Raw genomic sequence first — 22,574 nt, 5'->3', positions numbered from 1 at the left:
TACATAAAAAATCACCATCATGAATATTAAACGAATCTTTGGAGCAGTGCTTACAATTTTGGGTATTATCGGTCTTATTTATACCGGAAGTCAGCTAATCAATAAAAGTGAAGGCTACACCACACTTATTGTAGTTGGAGTGATCGGGCTTATTTTCTTCTTTTCGGGAATAGGTCTTGTAAAAAATACAAAAGACGAAGCCTGATTCTTTTTTAGAAACAAAATTCTTATCAACAACTTATTTGTTCTAAAGTAAAAATTTAAAATCCACAGCAAAACTTGCTGTGGATTTTATTCATATTATATTTTGTAGTGATGGTACACATGTATATTCAAACGCTATGCCATGAATAAGAAAAGGGGCTGTTTTTTTATGAATTTTTGTTAAAATATCAGGTTATGAATTTTAGATTAAAATAAAGCTGGTTTTTCTTTCGGAAACACTTCCGTGGCACAAATTCTGTAATACAGAAACAAGCAAAATAAAGTCTATGGAAAAAATCAACATTATGGTAGCTTTTTGCCAAGAATGTGGCGGTTATCATTCAGCAGCTCCTGCTGATCCCAATCAGATCGATCATCCGGAAATAGTAGATCACTTTTTTTATCACGGTGAGCCTTGGTTTACATTAAATCAGGAAACTTTCAAAAAAGCTGCAATGCTTGAAGCTACGGAGGTAAGAACAGTATCTTTGAATCATCACCGAGAATACGATTATATGTATTGTAAATGCAGCAAAAAAGTAAAAACAGCAACCAAAACACCGGTTTATCAGTTTTCAGGTTCAAATGTTGCAGTGCCGGTTCAGCAAAAGGCAGAAGCAGAAACAGATATTTATTTCAGAGATGTTTACAGTTTGTGTTACAATTTTCATTAATTCTGTTCAATGATGTTCCACATACATTTTTACTTCAGCAATAAGTTCAGACTTAAAAAAACCGTAATCATTAAATTTGATTACGGTTTTTAGTTATATAATTCTTAATTAAATAATATTTATTCTAAGATCATTATTATTTTCTTCCACATTAAGATCAATAATGGGTGTGTTGGAATTGCTCAATGCTTCAGCGATCTTTTCTGCAGCAGTGTCGCAAAAATCTAATCCGGAATAATCCGGATTCAGCCCGCCAATGAAAGGAACGGCCATTATGAAAAGATTATCTGTAGCTTCACCATAAACATTCAGAGCCTGAAAATAATCGTTGATCCCGAGTCCGGGAACTTTCAGATAGTAATTGTTGTTGTGACCCTCAACTACATTTTCAGTATTCTTTTCGAACATTTCTTTTCCATTTTCGTATTCTTTAAAGCCAAGATATGCCGAACTTGTGATATTCTCATCTTTCAACCCTTCGAAAGGAAGATCCTGCAGATTCATCTGTTGCTGACCAATGGCATCAATATACATTTTGTAATGATCCTTTATTTCTTTTCCGTCTTCGGTTTTACAGCAATAAATTCCGCCTGATTCCGGATGAGGTTCTACCGTACTTTCTTTATCTACTTGAATCAGATCAATCAAACCTGCATCATGAAGCGCCATCATTTCCCGATAGGAAGATTGAGGAAGTGAAGCAATTATTACGGAGATCAAAGGCATTAAAACAGATTTCAGTCGAAGCATATCTTCAGCAGAAAAATGTTTGGCAGGATAATTCATTGAATAGCTGAATGCCGCAAGTTTCTCTTTCCAGGTGATTGATTGTCTTTTTTCTATCGATTTTTCGGCTTCCCTGTATTCGGCTTTAAAAAGATCGAAACTGTCAGATTTTTCTCTTAAGCTAAGCATTTTTTCAGCAAACTCTTCTAAACTTAAATCTTTTATAACATCATAAAATTCAGGATCTTTCTGTTTGATGGGAAGTTTAAAATTAATCTTAAAAACATAATCCAGATCTACAAAACCACCATTTTTCTTTTTGTAATCATAAATTTCCTGAAGCGACATCGTCCACTCCGATGAATAGGAGTCATCTTCCGAATGAAATCTTAGTGCAGGTAAAAAACCTCCCGTCGAAAACATATGAATTTTAAAGTTTTCTGAATTTTTGTTGAGTTGATATTCTATTTTTCCGCTTTCTGTTTCCACAAATTTACCGTTGAGCCTTGCAATGGTTTTCACTGCATCAATTGCGGTAAGGGATGTTCCGCGAACAGCAACAGGAAAATCACTGCCGTTTTTGAATTTTGAAGGCGGGTAAGGTGAATCGAACCAGCCATTTGTTTTTTCTTCGTGAATTTTAGGCCAGGTATGTCCGGTGCAGATAATAACTTTGTTGACAAGTATTTCTTCATCCCGATCTGTTTTTATTTTAAACTGATCTTCCTTATCGGCAGACTTTATAATATCAGTAACGGCTGTTTTATTTTTTGCAAAAACCTTGATACCTTCTTTTTTAGCCAGTTTAATATATTGTTTAAACTGATCTTCCAGAAAATCTCCCAACAGCAATCTGGGAATAACCTGATAAGGATTAAATTTTTCAGCATCGCTGAAATCAGGAAAATTTTTTGGCGGATTTTGTTGAAGATATTGTTGAAAAGTATCAGCAAGCTCAGGCAATTCGTTTGCCGAGACATTGGCAACGTGTTCTTTTAATGAACCCAAATTTCCATAAGGCATTCCGGCTCCAAAACGCTCGTTTTTTTCGAAAATATAGATGGTTTTGGGACAAACCGATTTTTTTAAAATATGCTTTAAAGTCATCAGCGCAGCGGGACCTCCGCCAACAATAGCAATGACATTTGGTGATTGATTATCCATAAAATATAAATGGTTTAGCTTTTTAGATTCAAAATATGTTCCTAATCTTATCGCTTATAGCCAAAAAATAATTAGTGGGGTTATGTTTTCGGTCATAAAATCACTTTCTTCTGAAAAAATAAGTCAAGCCCTTTTTCGTTTTCTATGCAATATAAAAAACTGATTTACTAAGATTTTTTCGACGTGTTTATGGTAACTCACAGCTAAAAAGTACCACATATGGGCAATTTCGCAAACGCAATGCCTTTGCTGGTATGGCAGTTGTAAGAAATATAGCACACTAAAAATATTATTATGAACAACGAAAGAACAGTATCAGTATTAAACGATTTGTTAAACATCACAAACGACAGAATTCAGGGATTTTCTAAAGTTGAAGACAAAGTTTGGGATACCTACACTCCTTTAAAGGCTGATTACGATCAGATGGTAAGTCAATCGCAGACAATGAAATCAGAATTGAATAATCTTATTCTTGAAAGAGGAGGAGAGCCTGATAATACAGGAAGTACAGCAGGAGCAATTCACAGAACATGGATTGATGTGAAAAATTCTTTTTCGGGAGATAAAGCAGAATCTACATTAGAAAATGTAGTATATGGAGAGGAAGCGGCAATTAATGCTTATCAGGATGCGCTGGACAGCGGAGATCTTTGTCCTGAAAGTTCCAGAGTGGTGAGTGATCAGCTACATCACCTCAAATCATCATACAATAAATTCAGTAACTTAAACGAAATGAAAAATTAAATCGTTTACCGGGATTAGTCTTTTATTTTGGAATATTTAATCCATCATAGTGTTACAATTTTCAATCCTAAGAAAGCAATTTTTTTAGGATTGTTTTTTAATATTAAAACTGAACAAAATATATATGGAAATTACAGCTGATCTGAAAAACGAATTTCTTACAAATTCCAAAGCTATCGAAAAGGTAGAAGTGCTCTACAAAAAGAAGCAAAAATTCAGTGGCGAACTTCAAATGGTAAGAGAAGATCCTTTCGAGATTAGAATTTTTGATCAAGATCAGGATGAAGATGAAGCCGAACATATTGTTTTTTTTGGAAGAGCTGTAGAGATTACCTTGAATTACTTTGACGGAACCGTAAAGGTTTTTAAAGATATGGTTTAAAACCCTGATAATACTCATTCTCTTCTAAACTCAGATTGTTGTAATCTGAGTTTTTTTGTTAAAATTATTCACTTTTTACCTCAATGAATAATGAAATTTGATTGCGTGGCATAGCGATTGATAAAGGGAAAGTGTATCAATCAGAAAATGAAAATGAATCTCAGTTTAAACAATAATTGGATGAAAAATGACGAGGTAACTGTAATGCTTGCTCTGTTGGATAAAGACCTACAAGAAATGATGCTGCACTGCGTAAAGCATAAGTGGAGATTTGAAATGATAAGTTCGAACAATCTTCAGTTATACATTCCGAAAGATTCTCTGCATCTGCTTTTTTATCTTGGTCATCAGGTTTTATCCGGAGGGAAATCATCGGATGTTGAAGCTTAAAAGTGATATGATTAATATTATTTCGTTTTATGGTGAAAAAACACTTTGTTGAAATTGTTTTTAATGAAATCATGTTATTTTATTAATTAAAAATAAAAAATTAGTGAAAATATTATTTCAAATTTTAATAATTTAATTTTCAGTGTTTTAGAATTAAAATAGAGGTCGGAAAAATAGAAAATCCTTTTTTGGTACAGTAATTGAATAAATTATGCCACATCGGAAAAATAAAGCAGTGATCAATGTTTTAATGATTCTGATGTCTTATATAAGTAGTACATATTATTGCTTAATATCTTTTAGAAATCAATTAATATATTTTATATGAAATCAAAACTAGCAGTCTTATCGCTTGCCATGGCGATGCCCATGTGTGTATTTGCACAAGATTCACTTCAGGTAATGAACAATGGAGAATATCCGAATACTTTTTCTTCGGGATCAGCTAATGTACAGCCATTTACACAATCTTCAAAAAGATTTAATGACTGGTCGATCTCTTTCGGGGGCGGGGTTCCGCTAATGCAGTCGGCAGATCTTACATCCATTAAGAACGGAGGTGGCAAAAACCTTATCGGATATTCGGCTTACTTCAGTGTTGATAAAGCAATAACACATGCTTTCGGTTTAAAATTGCAGTATGACCGTGGTGAAACAAGACAGGGTTGGTTTAATACAAAAGATGCCGCACCTGCAAATGCTGCTGCTAATATGCAAGTAGGAGCAAGAACACAATATGATGCGATCTCCATTTTAGGAGACATTAATTTCTCTAATCTGATGAGAAGGGTAGACAACAAATCTCCTTACAGATGGGCTCTTCACGGTTATGCCGGTGTAGGAACTCTGGCGTACAGAGCGTACCAGAAAGATGAGTTTGGGCAAAGATTAATGACAGAGGTAAAACCATTTAAATTTAATTCATTCTTTGGACAGGCAGGAGCTGGTCTGAAGTATAAATTATCAAACAGATTAGACCTGGAAGGTAGAGTAATGTATGTCGTAACAACCGATGATGAATTTGACGGAGGTGGAGCACATACAAGTGCCATCAACAATATATCTGAGCAGACTTCGGATAATTTCTTTAATACAACTTTAGGTCTTACCGTTAATTTAGGAAAGCACGAGTCACACTTAATGTGGCACGATCCGATGCAGGAGATTTATTACAGAACAGAAGTTTTGGAATCTAAAGTAAATGATATTGAAGTATGTAAAGCCGGTGATGTTGATAACGACGGCGTTTGTGATGACTGGGACAGACAGCTTGATACTCCTGCAGGAGCAAGAGTTGACGGAGCAGGTGTAGCTTTGGATGTAGATATGGATGGGGTAATCGATCTTTACGATAAATGTGTTACAGTTCCGGGACCTGTAGAAAACAACGGTTGTCCGGTAGAGAATCAAAACTCTGGAACTGTTGCCGAAACAGAAACAAAATTGGACGGAATTGAATTTGAACTTAATTCGGACAGAATTTTGCCTAATAATACACCGATATTAAATAATGCGGTAGGCTATATTAATTCTTCCAACGGTTCATATACCGTTGTAGGAGCTGCCGACACAAGAGGAAGTGAAGCCTACAACCAAAAACTCTCTGAAAAAAGAGCGAATAATGTGAAGGAATATTTGATCAAAAATGGAGTAGAATCTACCAAGCTTGATGCGCAAGGAAATGGTAAAAAAGATTTGAAATATCCGGAATGTGATCCTGCATCAAAATGTCCTGAATGGAAAAACAAAGCCAATAGAAGAGTGTATTTTAAAGCAAAATAAAAATAATAACTTCTAATGTAAAGTCTGTCTCAATCACGAGACAGACTTTTTTGTTTTACAAATAATCGATCGATTTTAAATGATATTTTAGAATATAGAATCTTTATTCAGAATCGTAGTTTTACGACAATTTTTTATTTAATGTGGAATTTAATTTTACATATCGTAAAAGTTATTTAATTTTACAAAGCATTCAAAACACAAATAAGATGAAAAGCATTTCCACAAATGCGGAAAAAATTTCGCAGAATCATATTGCAGGCGTACAGCGTGTAGTACATCTTGAGATCATCATTGATGGCAAAATCATCAGTCACTTCAAACATTTCCGGCTTCATCAAAGCGTCAGAAAACATCACAACTTTGAACTTACTTTAGCATACGATTCTTTAGCAGAAAGACAAAATCATGAGCTGCAGGATGCTCATCATTTTCTCGGTAAACGATTAACTGTTGTATTCAAATATAAAGATGCAATTGATGAAAGCCCGGAAAGAACATTTGTCGGAATTATTACAAAAGTAGCCTACAGCCAGGAAAAAATGAGCCTTGGTAATGTTATTCTGAAAGGTTTCAGCCCGACTATTTTGATGGATTCTGCTCCTCACACCCAAAGTTTCGGTGGCGATCAGTCCGTAAATACTTCAATCATTGCAGAGAGAATTTTCAAGGAAACCATAGATTCAGGAAAATTTGATTATAAAATTGATGCCCAGAACCAGAGCTATATCAATTACAGTGCTCAATATAAAGAAACGCATTACAACTATCTTTCTAGACTTGCAGAAGCGTATGGCGAACAGTTTTATTATGACGGAGAAATTTTATATTTCGGTAAACTGCCTCCCAATGAAAAAGCAATCCGTCTGATTTATGGAAGTAATGTCAATGACATTGGTGTAGAATTAAAAGCTGTTCATATCAAACCTCAGTTTTTTGGCTACAACAGCAGCGACCATGCAAAAATGCAAAGTTCTAGCGCTGAGATCAGACATTTAGGACAATTGGCGGAAAAAGCATATCAAATCAATCAGGATATTTACAAAACCGCTTCATTGGTTTCTTCACCTGTGAATGCCAATATGCCTTTAGATTTGGATGATGCTCAAAAAAGTGCAGCAGGAAGTGCAGCTGTGGAAGTGTTTTCGGTTTCGGGGGTAACATCAGTTCCATTTTTATATCCGGGTTGTGTTGCAGACATTGAAATGAGGAAACCGGACAGCAATCAGACTTCTTATTTTACAAAGCTGATGATTACTGAAGTTTCTCATGAAGTAGATACCAAAGGTTTTTACACAGGGTCATTTGAAGCAATTGCCGAAGGAACCGGTTTTTTGCCTAAACCTGAATTTACAATCCCGTCTGCAGAACCACAGATTGCAACCGTTATTTCCAATACTGATCCTCTGAATCAAGGACGTGTACAGGTGAGATTTGACTGGCAATTGAATGATACGACTCATTTTATTCGAATAATGAGTCCGGATGCGGGAGGAACTGATGCGGTTACACAAAACAGAGGTTTTGTCGCCGTTCCGGAAGTTGGAGATCAGGTTATGGTTGGTTTTGAATATCATCATCCCGATTTTCCGTTTGCCATGGGCGGAATGTTTCATGGGCAGGTTGCACTTGGAGGTGGCATTAACAATCACATGCGATCCATTCAGACAAAAAGCGGAATAAAAGTTTTGATGAATGATGATGAAAAAAGCGTCACCATCTCAGATCCGAGCGGCAATACCTATTTCATGGACGGAAATGGTAATATCTCCGTGACTGCGCCTAAAAATATTACTTTTACGGCTGGGGAAAACATCAATATGACGGCAAATATGAACATCACTTCTTCTGCAGGAATGAATATTTCTGAAAATGCAGGTTTAAATCACAGCAGTTTTGCCGGTGCAATGATGATACAAAATGCTGTTGCAGATTATTCCCTAATGGCTGCGAATATTATGGAAGTTGCACAAGGCGAAAGAAAATCTAAGGCAAAAGAAGTAACCGATCAATCTTCTAATAAAAAAATAATTTCCGCAAATAAAAATGAGATTCACACCAAAGGTACTTTTGATAATAATAGCGGAGAGAATTCAAAAATGCATTGATTATGGCAGGAGGAAAAATTACAAGAATTGTAGGGGGAAATAACAGTATAGAGTGCGAGCAATGGAGCGTTTATACTGAAAAATTTTCAGCCTATGCAGAGAATGGAAGCTATTTTACAGCAGATAAAGGAACAAATATCGGAGAGCCAAAAGATCCGCCTTCTTCAGGAAACTATTTCAAAAAAGCTTGGTGGAGTTCAGATTATGAAGGAACTAAACAAATTACAAAAGCTAAAGTTGGAGATGTTGTTTATTTTCAAGTGGAAATGACTGAGAAATTTCCACAAAACAATCTTTCTAAAAATCAACAAGAAAAAATCTCTTTTAAATTATATGAATTTAATGGTCATGATTATAGTTTGGGTTATATGTATATTTTTGCCCCCAGAATTTATTTGGATAAACAACCAAAAAAAGATAAGGAGGTAAAATATTTGATTTGGGAAGATGCGAACGAAAACAAAAAAGTAGATTTGGAAGAAGAGTATAGTAAGAAGTTTTATAATGAAGAAAAAGTTAATGGAAAAAAAGCGATTATAGCATTTCAATTGAGTGATGGTTTATCAGAGTATTTTAATGAATTTGCTGAACTAAAATTGTTTATGTCTCTTTCTTATGATTGGGAAACGATAGAGTTACCTGAAACAGAAAATTTATACTTAGATGTTGAACCTAAACCGCCATTAATAAAAGAAATTTATGTAAGATTGTTGAATTATCAAGTTTCTCAATCATCAATTAACCACTTGGATAAAGTTAATGGAAGTATACAATATTTAGAAGGTAATGATAATATTATGAGTGAAAAAGTAAACATGGATTACTTTTCTGTTAAAATTGATGAATTACCTAAGTTTGCTAATGACAATATTATACTTTTATATAAAAAAATTAGAGAAAACTTCTTAACTCTTTCTAAGGGTAATGTTTCATTTGATTCTCATTCTGAACCTTTTCACAGTAATGTCAATGGAAGATGGGAGTTTAAACCATATTCTATAGAACAAGATCCTAAGTTTGAAAAAGAACAATTAAGAAGATGGAGGAATGAGCTAGGTAGTACTATTCTTTTTATTGAAGCTGGTGGTGGGTTTATAGAAGACAAGATAGGTGATTCTGGTGCAGTCTTAGAGAGTGAAACTAATCCTTATGATATGTGTTGGATATTTACTACTATTGTTACCCAAAAAAGTGAGACTCAACCATTTTCAGGACATAGGCAATTTGGAATTCATAAAGATGAAGATGGATGTTATAGATTTTATGCGCGTGCAATTGATAGAATTTGGCCCACTCCCACAATAGTGAATTTAAGTATGGGTAGAAAAGATTTTGCAATAAAAGATTATTTAACTATAGCAGATTCAACTTGGAATAATTTAATAAATAATGTCTCAAAGTTTATTATTAAAAATGGAGGTAAAACTACTATAGTGAAACCAGAAATTGTAAGAACAGATTTTAATAAATTTAGAGATAAATATAAAAAAACTCCTGTTAATTTTATTGGAAATATTCCTCAATATAAAGAAATTCAAGAAGATGAAATCTAAATTAGTATAATATTATGAATAATATAAAAAATCATTCAACGTATTCGATTGCTATATATATATTAAAATTATGGCTGTTAACAAGTTTAGTATCAATAGTTATATTTAAGTTAATAGAAATATCAAGTATTGGTATCTCTCACTTTTGGGATAGATTAATAACGTATTTAATTTATGGATCAGTTCTTGGTTTAGTAAACTCACTTCCTGCATTTATTGTATTGGGATTAATAATAAAATTTTGGACGAAAAATAAACTAAAATTAATCATTATTGCAATTCCACTATCTTTTGTTTCTTTCTATTTTTTTCATTGGCCATTCGAAATTGATCAGCCTAAAATATTTGTATTTCCTATTACATACTCTATTGTTATTTCATTTTTGATTTTGATTTTAAAATTAAAAAACTCTACAAAAAACGAGATTAATTCTTGATGTAAATATGAACTTGCTTGAATTGAAACTATTTTCCTCTAATTGGAGAATTAGAGAATCTACATTCATTAGGTATTGCGGGTAATCCTCTAAAGTTTTTACCATGGCTCAATATTTCAGTCACTCAATTAACACAATTTTCACTTGAAATTTTAAACGCCTCAAAACTAGAAACTATTCATGCAAAAGATCTAAAACTCAAAAACTACAAAGAAATAAAATCTATTTGTGAAGAAACATTACTTTTTATTATGATGAATAGAAATATGTAAGTTAAAAAATCTCTTATAACAATAATTATATGAAATTCTTTTTTTTATTACTATTCTTTTTGGGAATATGTTTGTTAATTTTCATAGAAGAAAATATTAAAATTCTATATGTGATAGTCATATTGTTACTTCCTTATATTTTTATTGTTATTTACGGATATTTTAGAGATGAAGTCAAACAAAAGCAGAATAGTCATTATGACGAAATTTTTATTCAAAAACTTTTAAAAACAGGTGTTCCTCTAATCATTAATTTTGAAAGTGCAGTGAATAATATTGAAGAAAAAATTAAACCATGCAACGAAGATGTTGATTATCTAAAACAGTTTTTTTTATTTAATATGTTTTTAAATAATCAAATAGATGAAGTTTTTACTTTAGTAGAACTAAAATATAAAATAGGAAAAAAAGTATTTTTAAAAAAAATATTCTTCCCATTTTCGAAACAAAGCACAGAGTCCATATTGAAAATGCAAAAAAAAACTACTTTATATTACAATCCAAAATCGCCTCAAGAATCTATTGTTGATTTACAATTTATTAATAATTATATTTAACTCAATAAAATTTATTATAGCTGACCCAAATTATGATGTTTATTCAAAAAATATATAAGATTTGAGAGAGCTATTTGTGAGAAGAAGATAATTTAACAGATTTATTTTCATCCTATATCATCGATTGAGTCGATGCGACAACTCAACGATCAGAATTTAAATTTGTAGTGATTTAAAAATGAAAAAGGTGAACCCAAATAGATTCACCTCTTCATCATATATATTCGTCTGTTACGACTGTATAAACTCCAAGAGATCTTTATTAATCGTTTCGTGCTCCGTAGTCGGCATTCCGTGAGGAAAACCAGGGTACGTAATCAATTTTCCGTTTTTCAGTAATTTTGCAGATTTTATTGCAGAATTTTCGATAGGAACAATCTGATCATCCTCACCGTGAAGAACCAAAACAGGAATTTCAACTGCCTTCAGATCTTCTGTAAAATCAGTCTCAGAAAACGCTTTGATTCCGTCATAGTGAGCGACAATTCCACCCATCATTCCCTGTCTCCACCAATTTCTTTGTACACCTTCTTTTATTTTAGCACCTTCTCTGTTGTAACCGTAGAAAGGGAAAGTCAAATCGATATAAAACTGGTTTCTGTTATTCAGAGTCTGTTCTCTGATTCCATCAAAAACTTCCATTGGAACACCGTCAGGATTGTTTTCACTTTTCACCATTATCGGCGGAACTGCACTGATTAAAACGGCTTTTTTTGCTCTTCCGTTAGCATATTTGTTAACGTAACGGATCACTTCACCACCACCTGTAGAGTGACCAATGTGAACTACGTCTTTCAAGTCAAGGAATTCTACCAATTCCGCTGCATCAGAAGCATATTGTTCAATCGTGTGATTATAAATATTTTGGCTGGAACGACCGTGACCTCTTCTGTCGTGCGAAATCACTCTGTAACCTCTTTGTAAGAAGAAAATTACCTGTGCATCCCAATCATCAGAAGATAAAGGCCATCCGTGGTGAAACATCAAGACTGGTCCTTCTCCTTGGTCTTTGTAAAAAATCTCTGTTCCGTCTTTTAATTTAAGTGTGCTCATAATACTTGTTTTTTAATGTTAATTTATTATTTGAATCTTGTTGTCTTAATTCTTTAGCAAATGTAGGGTGGCTAAATTCAATTCATCTTAACCTAAGTTAAAATCGTTCATTTGAAATAATTTTTTTCCAGTTTAAAACTTCGTTAGCAAGTATTGTAAGTTCTCCAATTTTTAGTCGCTTCAATCTTTTTTCTTTATCGAATTATTTTTATTCATTAAAACAGATAGCTCATGTTATAAAAATTCACATCACTTTATTAAAATTATTGATAAATAAATATTTTTAAAAATTTAATAATAATATTTATTTATTTTTAAATAATTTAGTCGCTATTATGTTAAAGTATATCATCCCTGACAATGAGATCGGAAGATTGAAAAAATTAGAATTTTTTGATCTTTTAAATATAGGCAAAGACCCTCAATTTGATGTTTTTGCAGAAACGGCATGCTTAATTGCAGATTGCCCTTCCTCTTTAATAGCGATCATGGAAAGCGAAACGCAGACCATCCAAAGCTGTATAGGTCTTGAGATCGATTCTGTAGACCGCGAAAATACGGTTTGCCAATATTCAATTGCGAGCGGGGAAGTTGTTATTATTAATGATACGCTTTTAGACGACAGATCGCGTCACAATCCGTTGATTTTAGCAGGCGGCATTCGTTTTTACGTTGGTGTACCCTTTGTAGATGATGAAGGTTTTGCACTGGGAACGATCTGTTTGATCGATTACAAACCCCGAACGATTACAGAAAGTCAGATTACTGCTCTCAAAAAACTTGCAGATGTTATCTCTAAGCTACTTACCTCAAAGAGAAAAACAATTTATGCAGAATATTTTCAGCAGATTTTTAATATTTCGAATAATCTGATCTGTGTATTGGATGAAAAATTAGAGTTTAAAGATTTCAACCCTGTCTTTGAAAAAATATTCTCTTTAAAAAAAGAAGAAGCTGTCGGCCTTAATTTTATCCAAGTTTTAGGGAAAGATAATCATTCGCTTTCGAAGCTTAATAATTTTCCGGAGAACGTAGATGAGGTATCTTTTACTACGTCTACAATTACTAACGATGGCAGTTCTGTCATCATTGAGTGGCTGTTGAAACCCAATCAGGATCTCTCTGAGATTTTCTGTTTCGGAATCAATATTACCGCACAAACCGAGGAAAAACGTCAGCTTGAAAGCTCAGAAAGACGTTTCAGAAGCTTTTTTGAAAATGCAATCGGTTTGATGAGTATGCACGATATGGAAGGAAACATTCTTGCTGTGAATGAAAAAGGAAGAGAAACCTTGCATTATTCTGTGGATGAAGTGAAAGATCTTAATCTGAGAGATCTTGTTCCTGAACAGAATTGGATGGCTCTGAAACAATATCTTGAGCGCATTAATCAAAATGAAGAAGATTTCGGAACGATGATTCTGAAAACTAAGGAAGGTGAAGAATTGATCTGGATGTATCATAATCTTGTTGAAATTAATGAAGAAGGAAAACCTTATGTAGTAAGTACAGCTCTGAACGTCACTGAAAGAATGAGTTTGGAGAAAGATCTCATTTATACAAAAAAAATGCTGGAACAGACCAGCTCGGTAGCCCAGGTAGGTGGATGGGAAGTAAATCTTGTGACCAATACCGTATTTTGGTCTCAGAGTACCAAAGAAATTCATAAAATAAAAAATAATTTTCAGCCTGACTTCGAAAACGCCATAGGTTTTTATAAAGAAGACAGCAGGGAAAGAGTAAAATTCTTATTCAACAGAGCAGTGACAGAAGGAATTCCTTATGATGAAGAATTTCAGCTTGTCCGTAACGATGGTGTTACAATCTGGGTGAGGGTAAAAGGAATTCCCGAGTTTGAAAATGGAGTTTGCAACAGGGTATTCGGAATTATTCAGGATATTGATGTCTTCAAAAAAATGTTCCTTGAAATTACCAGAAAAGAGGCCATGATGCAGTCGTTTGTTACCTATGCTCCCGTTGCAGTAGCTATGTTTGATAAAGATCTTAATTTTATTTCTGTGAGCAGCGTATGGAGAGATGAGTTTAATATGCATGATGCCGAAATTATAGGTAAGAATCTTTTTTCTGTTTCGCCAAATGTTCCTGAAGAAAGAAAAGAAATCTACCGTGCTGCATTACGGGGGAAAACCTACATCAACGAAGATTTTGCAGTTAATGTTGATGGTAAAGAAGAAACGCAGCATTATGATCTCAAAGTAGGACCTTGGTATCTTTCAGATAATGAAATAGGAGGTGTTATTGTATCTGTACAGAATATTACAAATGCTGTTCAGATCAACGAAGAGCTGAAAAATGCAAAAAAAATGGCTGAAATTGCAAGCAAGGCAAAATCAGAATTTCTGGCAAATATGAGTCATGAGATCCGTACTCCTTTGAACGGGGTGATCGGATTTTCCGATTTGCTTTTAAGAACCCCACTCAATGAGATTCAGACACAATACCTTAATTATATTAATGAATCCGGGGAAAATCTCCTGAACATTATTAATGATATTCTTGATTTTTCTAAAATAGAATCCGGAAAAATGGAACTTCTGATAGAGAAAAGTGATGTGTATGATATGGTAAGCCAGGTGATTAATGTCATTCTGTATCAGTCTCAAAAGAAAAATATTGAGCTTCTTCTGAATATTGAACCGGGACTTCCAAAAACACTCTTACTTGATGAATCGAGGTTAAAGCAAATTTTGATTAATCTTTTAGGAAATGCCGTAAAGTTTACCGAGCAGGGTGAAATCGAGCTGAAGGTAGAAAAATTACGCATGGACGATACAAATATTGTTTTACGCTTTTCTGTACGAGACACCGGTATCGGTATTCCTATCGGAAAGCAGAAGCATATTTTTGATGCATTTACCCAGGAAAACAGTTCCATCAGCAAGCGTTATGGCGGAACCGGTCTTGGGCTTACCATTTCAAACAATATTTTGGGGTATATGGGAAGCCATTTATCATTGATCAGCACGCCGGAAAAAGGCTCTGTGTTTTTCTTCGATATTGCAATTCCTTATGAAATGACTGATTTGAAAGAAGATGAAGATTTGACTATACAGAAAGTGCTTGTTGTAGATGATAATGAAGCCAACAGAATCATTCTGCAGCATATGCTTGCTTATAAAAACATAGAATCCACATTGGCAGCCAACGGAATGGAAGCCCTGCAAATATTACTGAAAGGTGAACGTTTTGATGTGATATTGATGGATTATCACATGCCCGTAATTTCAGGTTTGGAAACAATTGATAAAATCAGAGAATTGTTTAATCAGCGAAAAGAGATTTCACCATTGGTTGTTCTTCATACTTCTTCAGAAGAACACGATGTTATCAACAATTTCCGTAAAGAAGATAATTCTTATTTCCTTTTGAAACCTATTAAATCCGATGATCTTTACAAAACGCTCAGACGTGTGGCTCAAAATAATGTGATTGAAATCTCAGGTCAGGAAAATTCACAAAAAGATCAGTTTTCCTTCATGAAAGAGCTTGAAGTTCTTTTGGTAGACGATAATCCGGTGAATATGGTTCTGAACAATAAGATGATGAAATCACTTACACCCGATGCAAAATTAACAGAAGCGGTGAACGGTCTTGAGGCTTTGGAAGAATGTAAGAAAAAGAACTTTTCACTTATTCTCATGGATGTACAAATGCCGGTAATGAACGGTATTGAAGCTACACAACAAATCCGTCTTTTACAAGGATATGAAAATGTACCTATCATCGGTGTAACAGCCGGAAACGTTTTGGGAGAAAAAGAAAAATGTCTGGAATCCGGGATGAACGATTTCCTGCCAAAACCTTTAAGACAAGCAGATCTTCTTGAAATGCTCAAAAAATATATTGCCATTAAAAATGATGATGATAATGATGTGGATAATCATACAAATGTTGAAATATTGACTGAAAAATACATCAATATGGATATGCTGAATGAGCAGATCGGTGGCGATGATGATTTTAAAGAAATATTTTTAAATCTTGTGATCAACGAGCTTACCCAGACAGAGAATAATATTGATACTGCTGCAGCCGTGAAAAATACGGGCGATGCTAAAATGATTCTTCATAAGCTTAAAGGAACTGCGGGAACTGCAGGTCTTTTCAGTCTTTCAGAATGTGCTTTGAAATGGGAGAAGAAAGCAGACGACAACATGGATTTTTCTGCCATGAAAAAAGAGATCATTGAAGAGATAACAATAGGATTAGATATCATAAAAAGTTTAATAAAATAAAATCAAAAGCTATGTTAATTTTGATCGCCGAAGACGACGAACTGATTCTCAAAACAATTGAGCATAAATTATTAAAAGAAGGACACGAAGTTATTTTAACCCGAAACGGTAAAGAAGCCATCGAAACCTTAAAAGAAAATAATGTAGATCTGGCAATCACCGATATTATGATGCCATTTGCTTCAGGAATAGAAATACTTTCAGCAATACAATCGATGGGAAAACAGATTCCGGTAATCATGCTTTCCAGTATGGGGCAGGAAGAAGTGGTGCTGAATGCTTTTGATCTCGGAGCTTCGGATTTTATCGTAAAACCGTTCAGCCCCAGTGAATTGATGTTGAGAATTAAAAGATATATCCCAAAATAGAATATGCTAATTGCATCTGTACATTTTCTTTTTATCAATTTTATTGTGATGTTGTCACTGATAATTACTCAATACATCTGCTGTTGAGGTGTATAAAAGTAAATGCCGCCCAGGCTCTTTATTCATTAGAATACCACAAAATTTATCAGAGCTTTCCGAAAGAGAAGATTTGTCTGGAGAATCAGTTCAAATAATAAAATACGCATTGCAGGAAAAAGTATGCTCAGTTATCCTGCCTGTTATTTCTTTTAAGTTCTCTTTCAACCTCATCAATTTCCTGAAGCGGAAGATGATAGCTTTCATCGATATAATCAAGCAGACTTTGAGTGGTTTTCTGACTTACTTTCCTGATAAAAAGATGGTTGCCGGATTTCAGAGCTGTTATTAGGGTATTTATGTTCTGATCTTTGTTAAAAAAGTTTTTTTCAATAACCGCTCTTTTATCATCGTTGACGATAATATCACTAAAAGTAGTGTTCATCAAAACTGTCTGGAAAAAAGATTCAGCAGGTAAAAATGTATGAAGATAATAATCTTCAAAATTCATAACGTCCTTATTGTTTGTTAAAAAACTACAGGTTTCCCTAGTGAGAATAAACCATTTTCCACCAATGTAAGGAATTACGCCTTCCATAAATTCTCTTTTATAGATGTAAGATGATATTTTGTGGGTCAGTTCTGTAAAGTGGTTTTGTATTCTTTTGAGTGTATCAGGTCGAAAAAATTTTTGGTCGTAATAAAAAAGATAGTTTCTGCCATTCTGGGCTGTAAGAAACCGGCGAATGATCTCCTGAGATTTCAGCGGAAAGTCTTCTCCGCTTAAATTAATGAAGTAATCCCAGTCGTGATTCACATTTAAAAGGTATTCCATCGCATTAAGCTCAGCCTGAATCATGCTAAATCCTCCGGAAACAATATTCATGCTTTCTAAAAGGTATACGTTGGGAAACTGAATGATATACATTTGTATCTCTTCTATTACCTCTGGCTTAGCTTTGCGGTCTAAATGAATGAGGTAAAACTGATCTCTTGTATAAATTTTCTGAAACATTTCCCTGAAAACATCAGGTTTATGATGCGCCATAATAAAGTATGCGATTCGTACCTGTTTAGAAGAATTAGAAGATAAGGTTTGAGATTGCGTGCGCTCGGCTGTCAGGTAAGGTTGCATAAAATTGAGGATTAAAAAATTATCCGCCTTTGCAAACAATTCTGTTTATGTGCGAAATTTACGAATAAATTTTTGATAATCAATCAATTAAATAAATTAATGTTCATTTGTTTTGTTGTATGTTTGCAAAAGCATTTATAAAACAGGTTTCTGCCTTTGCTATTCTGTAACAGTTTAAGATCACAATTTTTCTTTCAGTTTTGCTTTTCAGCTCCCCGTTTCGAAATAATTTCTTTATAATGTATTTGTCGCAATATTGTCAAATACAAAAAATATGATAAGTTTCCGAAAATTAAAATTAATCAATCCCATAATTCGCGCCGTAACGGAAGCAGGATATTCAAAACCGACTGAAATACAGAGTAGGGTCATCCCAATGATACTGGCCGGGAAAGACATCATTGCATCCGCACCAACCGGAAGTGGTAAAAAAGCAGCATTCGTATTGCCAACATTGCAGATACTTAAAAAAAGCTCTCCGGAACACAAAAAGATCCGGGCTTTAATTGTAGCTCCTACTATTGAAACAGCTGCAAATATTGAAGAGAATTTCAGACTTTGTTGTAAATATTCTTCTGTTGTGGTAGTTAATATTTCGGATAATGTTTCAATTGATAACGGATTTAATACTTTGCAGACAAGGGTTGATGTTTTAATTACGACGCCGGAAAAACTGCTTGAAAGGCTAAACAGGAAGCTTACAGATCTTTCAAAATTAGAAATATTGGCTTTGTATGAAGCAGATAAATTATATGTAAAGAACTTGTTACAAGACATAAAAAACATTTTTAAGCTTTTTCCGAAAAATGTTCAGACTCTTTTTTTAGGTACAGAGATTCCGGATTATCTGAAAAAAATATCGGCAAAATTTCAGAATAATCCTTGCGAAATTATATTAAATGCAGGATCTGAATTACTCAATACCATAGAACAGTCTGTATATTTTGTTGAAACAAGGGACAAACCAGAGCTCTTGATTGATCTTTTCAACAATAATTCTATCAAACGCTTACTGGTCTTTACAGATACAAAGCATATTGCAAACCATTTGGTAGAACATTTGGAAATTGCCGGCATACGTACAGCTGCAATCCATGCAAAACTATCTCAGACAGAAAGATCTGATAACCTGGAAGGTTTCATAAACAATAGTATAAAAATACTTGTTACAACAGACATTGCATCGAAAGATTTCGATATTGAAGAACTTTTTGATGTGGTGCAGTATGATCTTCCTGAAATTCCTGAAACATATATCCGGAGGATTGAAAGAGCAGGAAAAACTGGTAACAAGGGGACTTCAGTTTCATTTTGCACTGCAGATGAACATTCGAGTCTTCATAATATTCAGAATTTATTAGGGTTTACAATACCCGTTACAATATTTAAAAATAAGCTGTAAAGATTACAGATTACATTATACAATTTTAATAACAATTACAATGCAAGAAGGCACCGTAAAATTTTTCAATGAAGCAAAAGGCTTCGGTTTTATTTCTCCAATTGATGGGAGTAAAGATATATTCGTACACTCTTCAGGATTAGTTACACGAGAAATTCGTGAAAATGACAAAGTTTCATTTGATGTTCAAAAAGGTGATAGAGGCTTAAATGCTGTCAATGTAAAATTGGCATAATTTGAAAGTGCTCTATTTGTATCACTAGAATATCGGGCAAAAATCATTTCGTGGAAAAAATCCATGTAAAAAACGAATTGTTCATATAAGTTTTGATATAAATCACATTTAACGTGCGGAGGTTGTTTCATTTTTGAGACAACCTCTTTTTTATGTAAAAAGGCTCTCTCTTTTTATATAGCCTCGTAACTAAAGAAATATCGAAACATTTGATGGAAGATTTGGAAAGAATTTTAGAAATTAATAATCCTCTTGTGCTCTATAATTATAGTTCTAACCAATTTTTAGACTTAATACAAGATAATCAGCTCAAAATATTGGTTTTGACGTAGACAATATAAACCTTACATCTTCACAAATACTTATATGCATATTACTTTTTAGGTTGAACAATCTTGGTATTTATTTTGAAAGCTTATTATAAAATCTTTACAGCCAACTGTAAAAATAAATTTAAATACTAAAACGAATGGCTAAAAATGTATCAGACCACTTGGTCGAAATGTTAAAAAATGCAGGAATAAAAAGGGTATATGCGATTACAGGTGACAGCCTAAACCCTGTAAATGACGCAATCAGGAGAGATGGCACCATTGAATGGATTCATGTAAGGCATGAAGAAACAGCAGCATATGCCGCATCCATGGACGCTGAACTTAATGGTATAGGCTGTTGTATGGGTAGTTCCGGGCCAGGCCATGTACATTTGGTAAACGGTCTTTATGACGCAAACAGAGCAGGTAATCCGGTTATTGCTATTGCAAGCACTTGCACTACAGACAGATTTGGAACCGAATACTTTCAGGAAACCAATCCTGAATTTCTATTTAAAGACTGCAGTAAAAAAGTTTTTATGGCAAATACTCCACAGCAGTTTTCAACAATGATTCAAAGAGCTATACAAACTGCGTTTAATGAAAAGGGAGTAGCTGTATTAGGTTTGCCAGGTGACATTGCATCAGCAGACTATGAAGAAGTGACAACCGGTTTTAAAAATTTTAATACAAATCCGATTTTCAGACCTTCAGAATCTGAAATGTCAACATTAATAGAACTACTGAATTCAAACAAAAAAATCACTCTTTTTTGCGGCCATGGTTGTAAAGGAGCAGTGAAAGAAATCGAAGAGCTTGCCGAAAAAATCAAGTCTCCTATCGCATATTCATTCAGAGGAAAAATATTCTTCGATAGGGAAGATAGCCCGTATGCAGTGGGAATGAATGGTCTTTTGGGAAACAAAGCAGGGTACGATGCCTGTAATGAAACAGAATTATTGGTGTTGTTAGGAACTGATTTTCCTTATTCGGAATTTCTGCCAGAAAAAACAACGATCATTCAAATTGATGAGAAACCGGAAAGGATTGGAAGGAGAGCACATGTTGATTACGGTTTTGCAGGCGATATTAAAAATACGATTTCGGCACTATTGCCATATATCAATGAGCATGAAGATGATTCTTTTTTGATCAAGATGAAGAAAATCTATAAAGATGATGAGAAAAAGTTTTCTGATTATTCTGCTAAAAAAGGAACGCCATCTAAAATAAACCCCGAATATATAGCAACACTTATTGACCATTATTCCTCTGATAATACAATATATACGGTTGACACAGGAATGACCGCTGTTTGGGCAGCCAGATTTATCAGAGCAAAAGGCAATCGTTATCTCACAGGATCTTTTAATCACGGATCGATGGCAAACGCACTTCCAATGGCGATTGGTGCATCAGCCTCCCAACCAAAAAGGCAGGTTATTGCCATGAGTGGCGATGGTGGTCTTTCGATGTTGTTAGGAGATTTAGCTGTTATTATGCAATACCAATACCCGGTAAAAATATTCGTGTTCAATAATCATTCTTTAGGGATGGTAAAACTTGAGATGGAAGTTGCCGGATATGTCGATTGGCAGACGGACATGGTAAATCCACCGTTTGAAAAAATTGCAGAACTAATGAACATCAAAGGTCTGGAACTTAAAGATCCTGAAATGGCTGAAAGTGTAATTAAAGAAGCTCTTGAATATAATGGACCTGTATTAGTTAATATTTATACAGATCCTGATACTTTAGCAATGCCACCTCACATTACTTTGGAACAAATGAAGGGATTCGCAACATCAATCGTCAAAAAAATCGGAATGGGGAAATTCGAAGAGGTTAAGAATTCAGTGAAAGCAGGATTTAATCAAATAAGTTAAGAGTATTCTTAAAAACAGATGATTCAGCAAGAAGCGAAAGGTTTCCCAAGTCCTTTGGAAATGTTTTGCTTCTTTCGAATTCTGCCATTTCAATTTACTTGAAAGCAATTTTGTCATGCTACAGAAGAAAATATCCGTAATCGTTATACTGACAATTAGTTAAATAAAATAAAAGCTTTGGTGATGTCAGATAATGTTATTATTTTTGAATAAATTTATCCAAATCATGAAAAAGCAAATCTACATTGCTGCGCTGTCTATGGGAGCAATCGCCTTAGGAACCAACCAGATTCTGGCTCAAAATTCTGAGCAGGTTAGTAAATCAGTAAATATTATTTTATCAGACGTTATTGCAATGGACATAAGCTCTGTTGCTTCACAAGGGACTGTAGATTTTAATTACGGGAGTACAGCAGATTATAATTCATCGAAAAATGTGACTGTTCCCAATAGTTTAGTCATCATTTCTTCCAAAAATTTTGATGTAAAAGTAAAATCTGAAGGCACACACTTTGTAAGTGGCGCAAACGCAATTCCTGTAGATATCTTACAGGTAAAAGCAATACCGGGCGGAAGTTTAGCGGGAACCCTGAACGAGGTCACCTTATCTACAACTGATCAGGTGCTGGTAAGTAATGCAAGTTTAGGTGCCAAACAATCTTTAAATATTGACTATTCTATTTCGGCAGAAAAAGCATCGAAGGTACTTCTAGGGAAACCACAGGGTACTTATACCCAAAAAATAACTTATACTGCCACTGCATTGTAAGTAAACAATAATTTTTTTAAATAAGAAAAGCCCTCAACACTTTCAAGTGTTGAGGGCTTTTCTTATTTAAACCAAATGAATAATCCGTGTAGTTATTTTACTACATGAACTTCCATATTCAACT

General features: G+C 34.1%; 18 protein-coding genes. 15 read left to right on the top strand and 3 right to left on the bottom strand.

What is annotated here, in order from left to right:
* Positions 1-19: 19 nt before the first annotated feature.
* Both BA768_RS09170 and BA768_RS09165 read left to right on the top strand, forming a co-directional pair.
* A complete protein-coding gene (locus tag BA768_RS09170) occupies positions 20-205 on the top strand; it encodes a hypothetical protein (RefSeq protein WP_034672360.1) in 186 nt (61 codons plus the stop codon).
* Positions 206-491: 286 nt separating this feature from the next.
* Complete coding sequence (locus BA768_RS09165) at positions 492-878, top strand: hypothetical protein (RefSeq protein WP_034672362.1); 387 nt, start codon at positions 492-494, stop codon at positions 876-878.
* Between the two features lie 108 nt (positions 879-986).
* Here BA768_RS09165 and BA768_RS09160 read toward each other — a convergent pair whose 3' ends face one another.
* Positions 987-2,768, bottom strand: a complete 1,782-nt coding sequence (locus BA768_RS09160; protein ID WP_083206617.1) for an FAD/NAD(P)-binding protein — start codon at positions 2,766-2,768, stop codon at positions 987-989.
* A gap of 294 nt (positions 2,769-3,062) precedes the next feature.
* Between BA768_RS09160 and BA768_RS09155 the strand changes: the two genes are divergently transcribed.
* The 7 genes from BA768_RS09155 to BA768_RS09120 all read left to right on the top strand — a co-directional run bounded on the left by BA768_RS09155 (position 3,063) and on the right by BA768_RS09120 (position 10,996).
* Entirely contained in the window at positions 3,063-3,515 is a 453-nt protein-coding gene (locus BA768_RS09155; protein WP_051882481.1) for a ferritin-like domain-containing protein, read from the top strand.
* A 124-nt stretch (positions 3,516-3,639) separates the two neighbouring features.
* The gene (locus BA768_RS09150) at positions 3,640-3,897 is read left to right on the top strand and encodes a hypothetical protein (RefSeq protein ID WP_034672363.1); all 258 of its coding nucleotides are present in this window, start codon (positions 3,640-3,642) and stop codon (positions 3,895-3,897) included.
* A 180-nt stretch (positions 3,898-4,077) separates the two neighbouring features.
* Positions 4,078-4,287 (top strand): hypothetical protein, encoded by a 210-nt coding sequence (locus tag BA768_RS09145; RefSeq protein ID WP_123947090.1) that lies wholly within the window; start codon positions 4,078-4,080, stop codon positions 4,285-4,287.
* Between the two features lie 324 nt (positions 4,288-4,611).
* Positions 4,612-6,069, top strand: coding sequence for an OmpA family protein (locus tag BA768_RS09140; protein WP_065720484.1), 1,458 nt, complete (start codon positions 4,612-4,614; stop codon positions 6,067-6,069).
* A 209-nt stretch (positions 6,070-6,278) separates the two neighbouring features.
* Positions 6,279-8,177 carry a type VI secretion system Vgr family protein gene (locus tag BA768_RS09135; RefSeq protein WP_065720483.1) on the top strand — a complete coding sequence of 633 codons (1,899 nt, stop codon included), beginning with the start codon at positions 6,279-6,281 and terminating at the stop codon, positions 8,175-8,177.
* Between the two features lie 2 nt (positions 8,178-8,179).
* On the top strand, positions 8,180-9,730 hold the full coding sequence (locus tag BA768_RS09130; RefSeq protein WP_123947089.1) for a hypothetical protein: 1,551 nt from the start codon (positions 8,180-8,182) through the stop codon (positions 9,728-9,730).
* A gap of 738 nt (positions 9,731-10,468) precedes the next feature.
* Positions 10,469-10,996, top strand: a complete 528-nt coding sequence (locus tag BA768_RS09120; RefSeq protein ID WP_123947088.1) for a hypothetical protein — start codon at positions 10,469-10,471, stop codon at positions 10,994-10,996.
* Between the two features lie 231 nt (positions 10,997-11,227).
* Here BA768_RS09120 and BA768_RS09115 read toward each other — a convergent pair whose 3' ends face one another.
* Complete coding sequence (locus tag BA768_RS09115) at positions 11,228-12,049, bottom strand: alpha/beta fold hydrolase (protein WP_065720479.1); 822 nt, start codon at positions 12,047-12,049, stop codon at positions 11,228-11,230.
* A gap of 335 nt (positions 12,050-12,384) precedes the next feature.
* On the opposite strand from BA768_RS09115, the gene BA768_RS09110 reads away from it, so the two are divergent.
* Positions 12,385-16,305 carry a response regulator gene (locus BA768_RS09110; protein ID WP_065720478.1) on the top strand — a complete coding sequence of 1,307 codons (3,921 nt, stop codon included), beginning with the start codon at positions 12,385-12,387 and terminating at the stop codon, positions 16,303-16,305.
* A gap of 11 nt (positions 16,306-16,316) precedes the next feature.
* Entirely contained in the window at positions 16,317-16,673 is a 357-nt protein-coding gene (locus tag BA768_RS09105) for a response regulator transcription factor (protein ID WP_034672387.1), read from the top strand.
* Positions 16,674-16,896: 223 nt separating this feature from the next.
* Here the strand turns inward: BA768_RS09105 and BA768_RS09100 are convergent, their stop codons facing one another.
* Entirely contained in the window at positions 16,897-17,844 is a 948-nt protein-coding gene (locus BA768_RS09100) for a beta-1,6-N-acetylglucosaminyltransferase (RefSeq protein WP_034672391.1), read from the bottom strand.
* A 274-nt stretch (positions 17,845-18,118) separates the two neighbouring features.
* On the opposite strand from BA768_RS09100, the gene BA768_RS09095 reads away from it, so the two are divergent.
* The 4 genes from BA768_RS09095 to BA768_RS09080 all read left to right on the top strand — a co-directional run bounded on the left by BA768_RS09095 (position 18,119) and on the right by BA768_RS09080 (position 22,450).
* Positions 18,119-19,246: a DEAD/DEAH box helicase gene (locus BA768_RS09095; protein WP_083206616.1), complete on the top strand. Its 1,128-nt coding sequence runs from the start codon at positions 18,119-18,121 to the stop codon at positions 19,244-19,246.
* A 40-nt stretch (positions 19,247-19,286) separates the two neighbouring features.
* Positions 19,287-19,481: a cold-shock protein gene (locus tag BA768_RS09090; protein WP_034672393.1), complete on the top strand. Its 195-nt coding sequence runs from the start codon at positions 19,287-19,289 to the stop codon at positions 19,479-19,481.
* A 469-nt stretch (positions 19,482-19,950) separates the two neighbouring features.
* Positions 19,951-21,681 carry a thiamine pyrophosphate-dependent enzyme gene (locus BA768_RS09085; protein WP_065720477.1) on the top strand — a complete coding sequence of 577 codons (1,731 nt, stop codon included), beginning with the start codon at positions 19,951-19,953 and terminating at the stop codon, positions 21,679-21,681.
* Positions 21,682-21,907: 226 nt separating this feature from the next.
* Positions 21,908-22,450 carry a peptidoglycan-binding protein LysM gene (locus BA768_RS09080; RefSeq protein ID WP_065720476.1) on the top strand — a complete coding sequence of 181 codons (543 nt, stop codon included), beginning with the start codon at positions 21,908-21,910 and terminating at the stop codon, positions 22,448-22,450.
* The last annotated feature ends 124 nt before the right edge of the window (positions 22,451-22,574 follow it).

The organism is Chryseobacterium sp. CBo1, from assembly GCF_001693475.1.
GTDB classification, from domain to species: Bacteria; Bacteroidota; Bacteroidia; order Flavobacteriales; family Weeksellaceae; genus Chryseobacterium; species Chryseobacterium formosense.
Note: the sequence above shows the minus strand (reverse complement) of the source record. Positions and strands in the feature narration are given on the sequence as shown.

Coding starts and splice junctions, on each gene's coding strand:
- BA768_RS09170 (WP_034672360.1), top strand. CDS start 20: ATGAATATTAAACGAATCTTTGGAGCAGTGCTTACAATTTTGGGTATT.
- BA768_RS09165 (WP_034672362.1), top strand. CDS start 492: ATGGAAAAAATCAACATTATGGTAGCTTTTTGCCAAGAATGTGGCGGT.
- BA768_RS09160 (WP_083206617.1), bottom strand. CDS start 2,768: ATGGATAATCAATCACCAAATGTCATTGCTATTGTTGGCGGAGGTCCC.
- BA768_RS09155 (WP_051882481.1), top strand. CDS start 3,063: ATGAACAACGAAAGAACAGTATCAGTATTAAACGATTTGTTAAACATC.
- BA768_RS09150 (WP_034672363.1), top strand. CDS start 3,640: ATGGAAATTACAGCTGATCTGAAAAACGAATTTCTTACAAATTCCAAA.
- BA768_RS09145 (WP_123947090.1), top strand. CDS start 4,078: ATGAAAAATGACGAGGTAACTGTAATGCTTGCTCTGTTGGATAAAGAC.
- BA768_RS09140 (WP_065720484.1), top strand. CDS start 4,612: ATGAAATCAAAACTAGCAGTCTTATCGCTTGCCATGGCGATGCCCATG.
- BA768_RS09135 (WP_065720483.1), top strand. CDS start 6,279: ATGAAAAGCATTTCCACAAATGCGGAAAAAATTTCGCAGAATCATATT.
- BA768_RS09130 (WP_123947089.1), top strand. CDS start 8,180: ATGGCAGGAGGAAAAATTACAAGAATTGTAGGGGGAAATAACAGTATA.
- BA768_RS09120 (WP_123947088.1), top strand. CDS start 10,469: ATGAAATTCTTTTTTTTATTACTATTCTTTTTGGGAATATGTTTGTTA.
- BA768_RS09115 (WP_065720479.1), bottom strand. CDS start 12,049: ATGAGCACACTTAAATTAAAAGACGGAACAGAGATTTTTTACAAAGAC.
- BA768_RS09110 (WP_065720478.1), top strand. CDS start 12,385: ATGTTAAAGTATATCATCCCTGACAATGAGATCGGAAGATTGAAAAAA.
- BA768_RS09105 (WP_034672387.1), top strand. CDS start 16,317: ATGTTAATTTTGATCGCCGAAGACGACGAACTGATTCTCAAAACAATT.
- BA768_RS09100 (WP_034672391.1), bottom strand. CDS start 17,844: ATGCAACCTTACCTGACAGCCGAGCGCACGCAATCTCAAACCTTATCT.
- BA768_RS09095 (WP_083206616.1), top strand. CDS start 18,119: ATGATAAGTTTCCGAAAATTAAAATTAATCAATCCCATAATTCGCGCC.
- BA768_RS09090 (WP_034672393.1), top strand. CDS start 19,287: ATGCAAGAAGGCACCGTAAAATTTTTCAATGAAGCAAAAGGCTTCGGT.
- BA768_RS09085 (WP_065720477.1), top strand. CDS start 19,951: ATGGCTAAAAATGTATCAGACCACTTGGTCGAAATGTTAAAAAATGCA.
- BA768_RS09080 (WP_065720476.1), top strand. CDS start 21,908: ATGAAAAAGCAAATCTACATTGCTGCGCTGTCTATGGGAGCAATCGCC.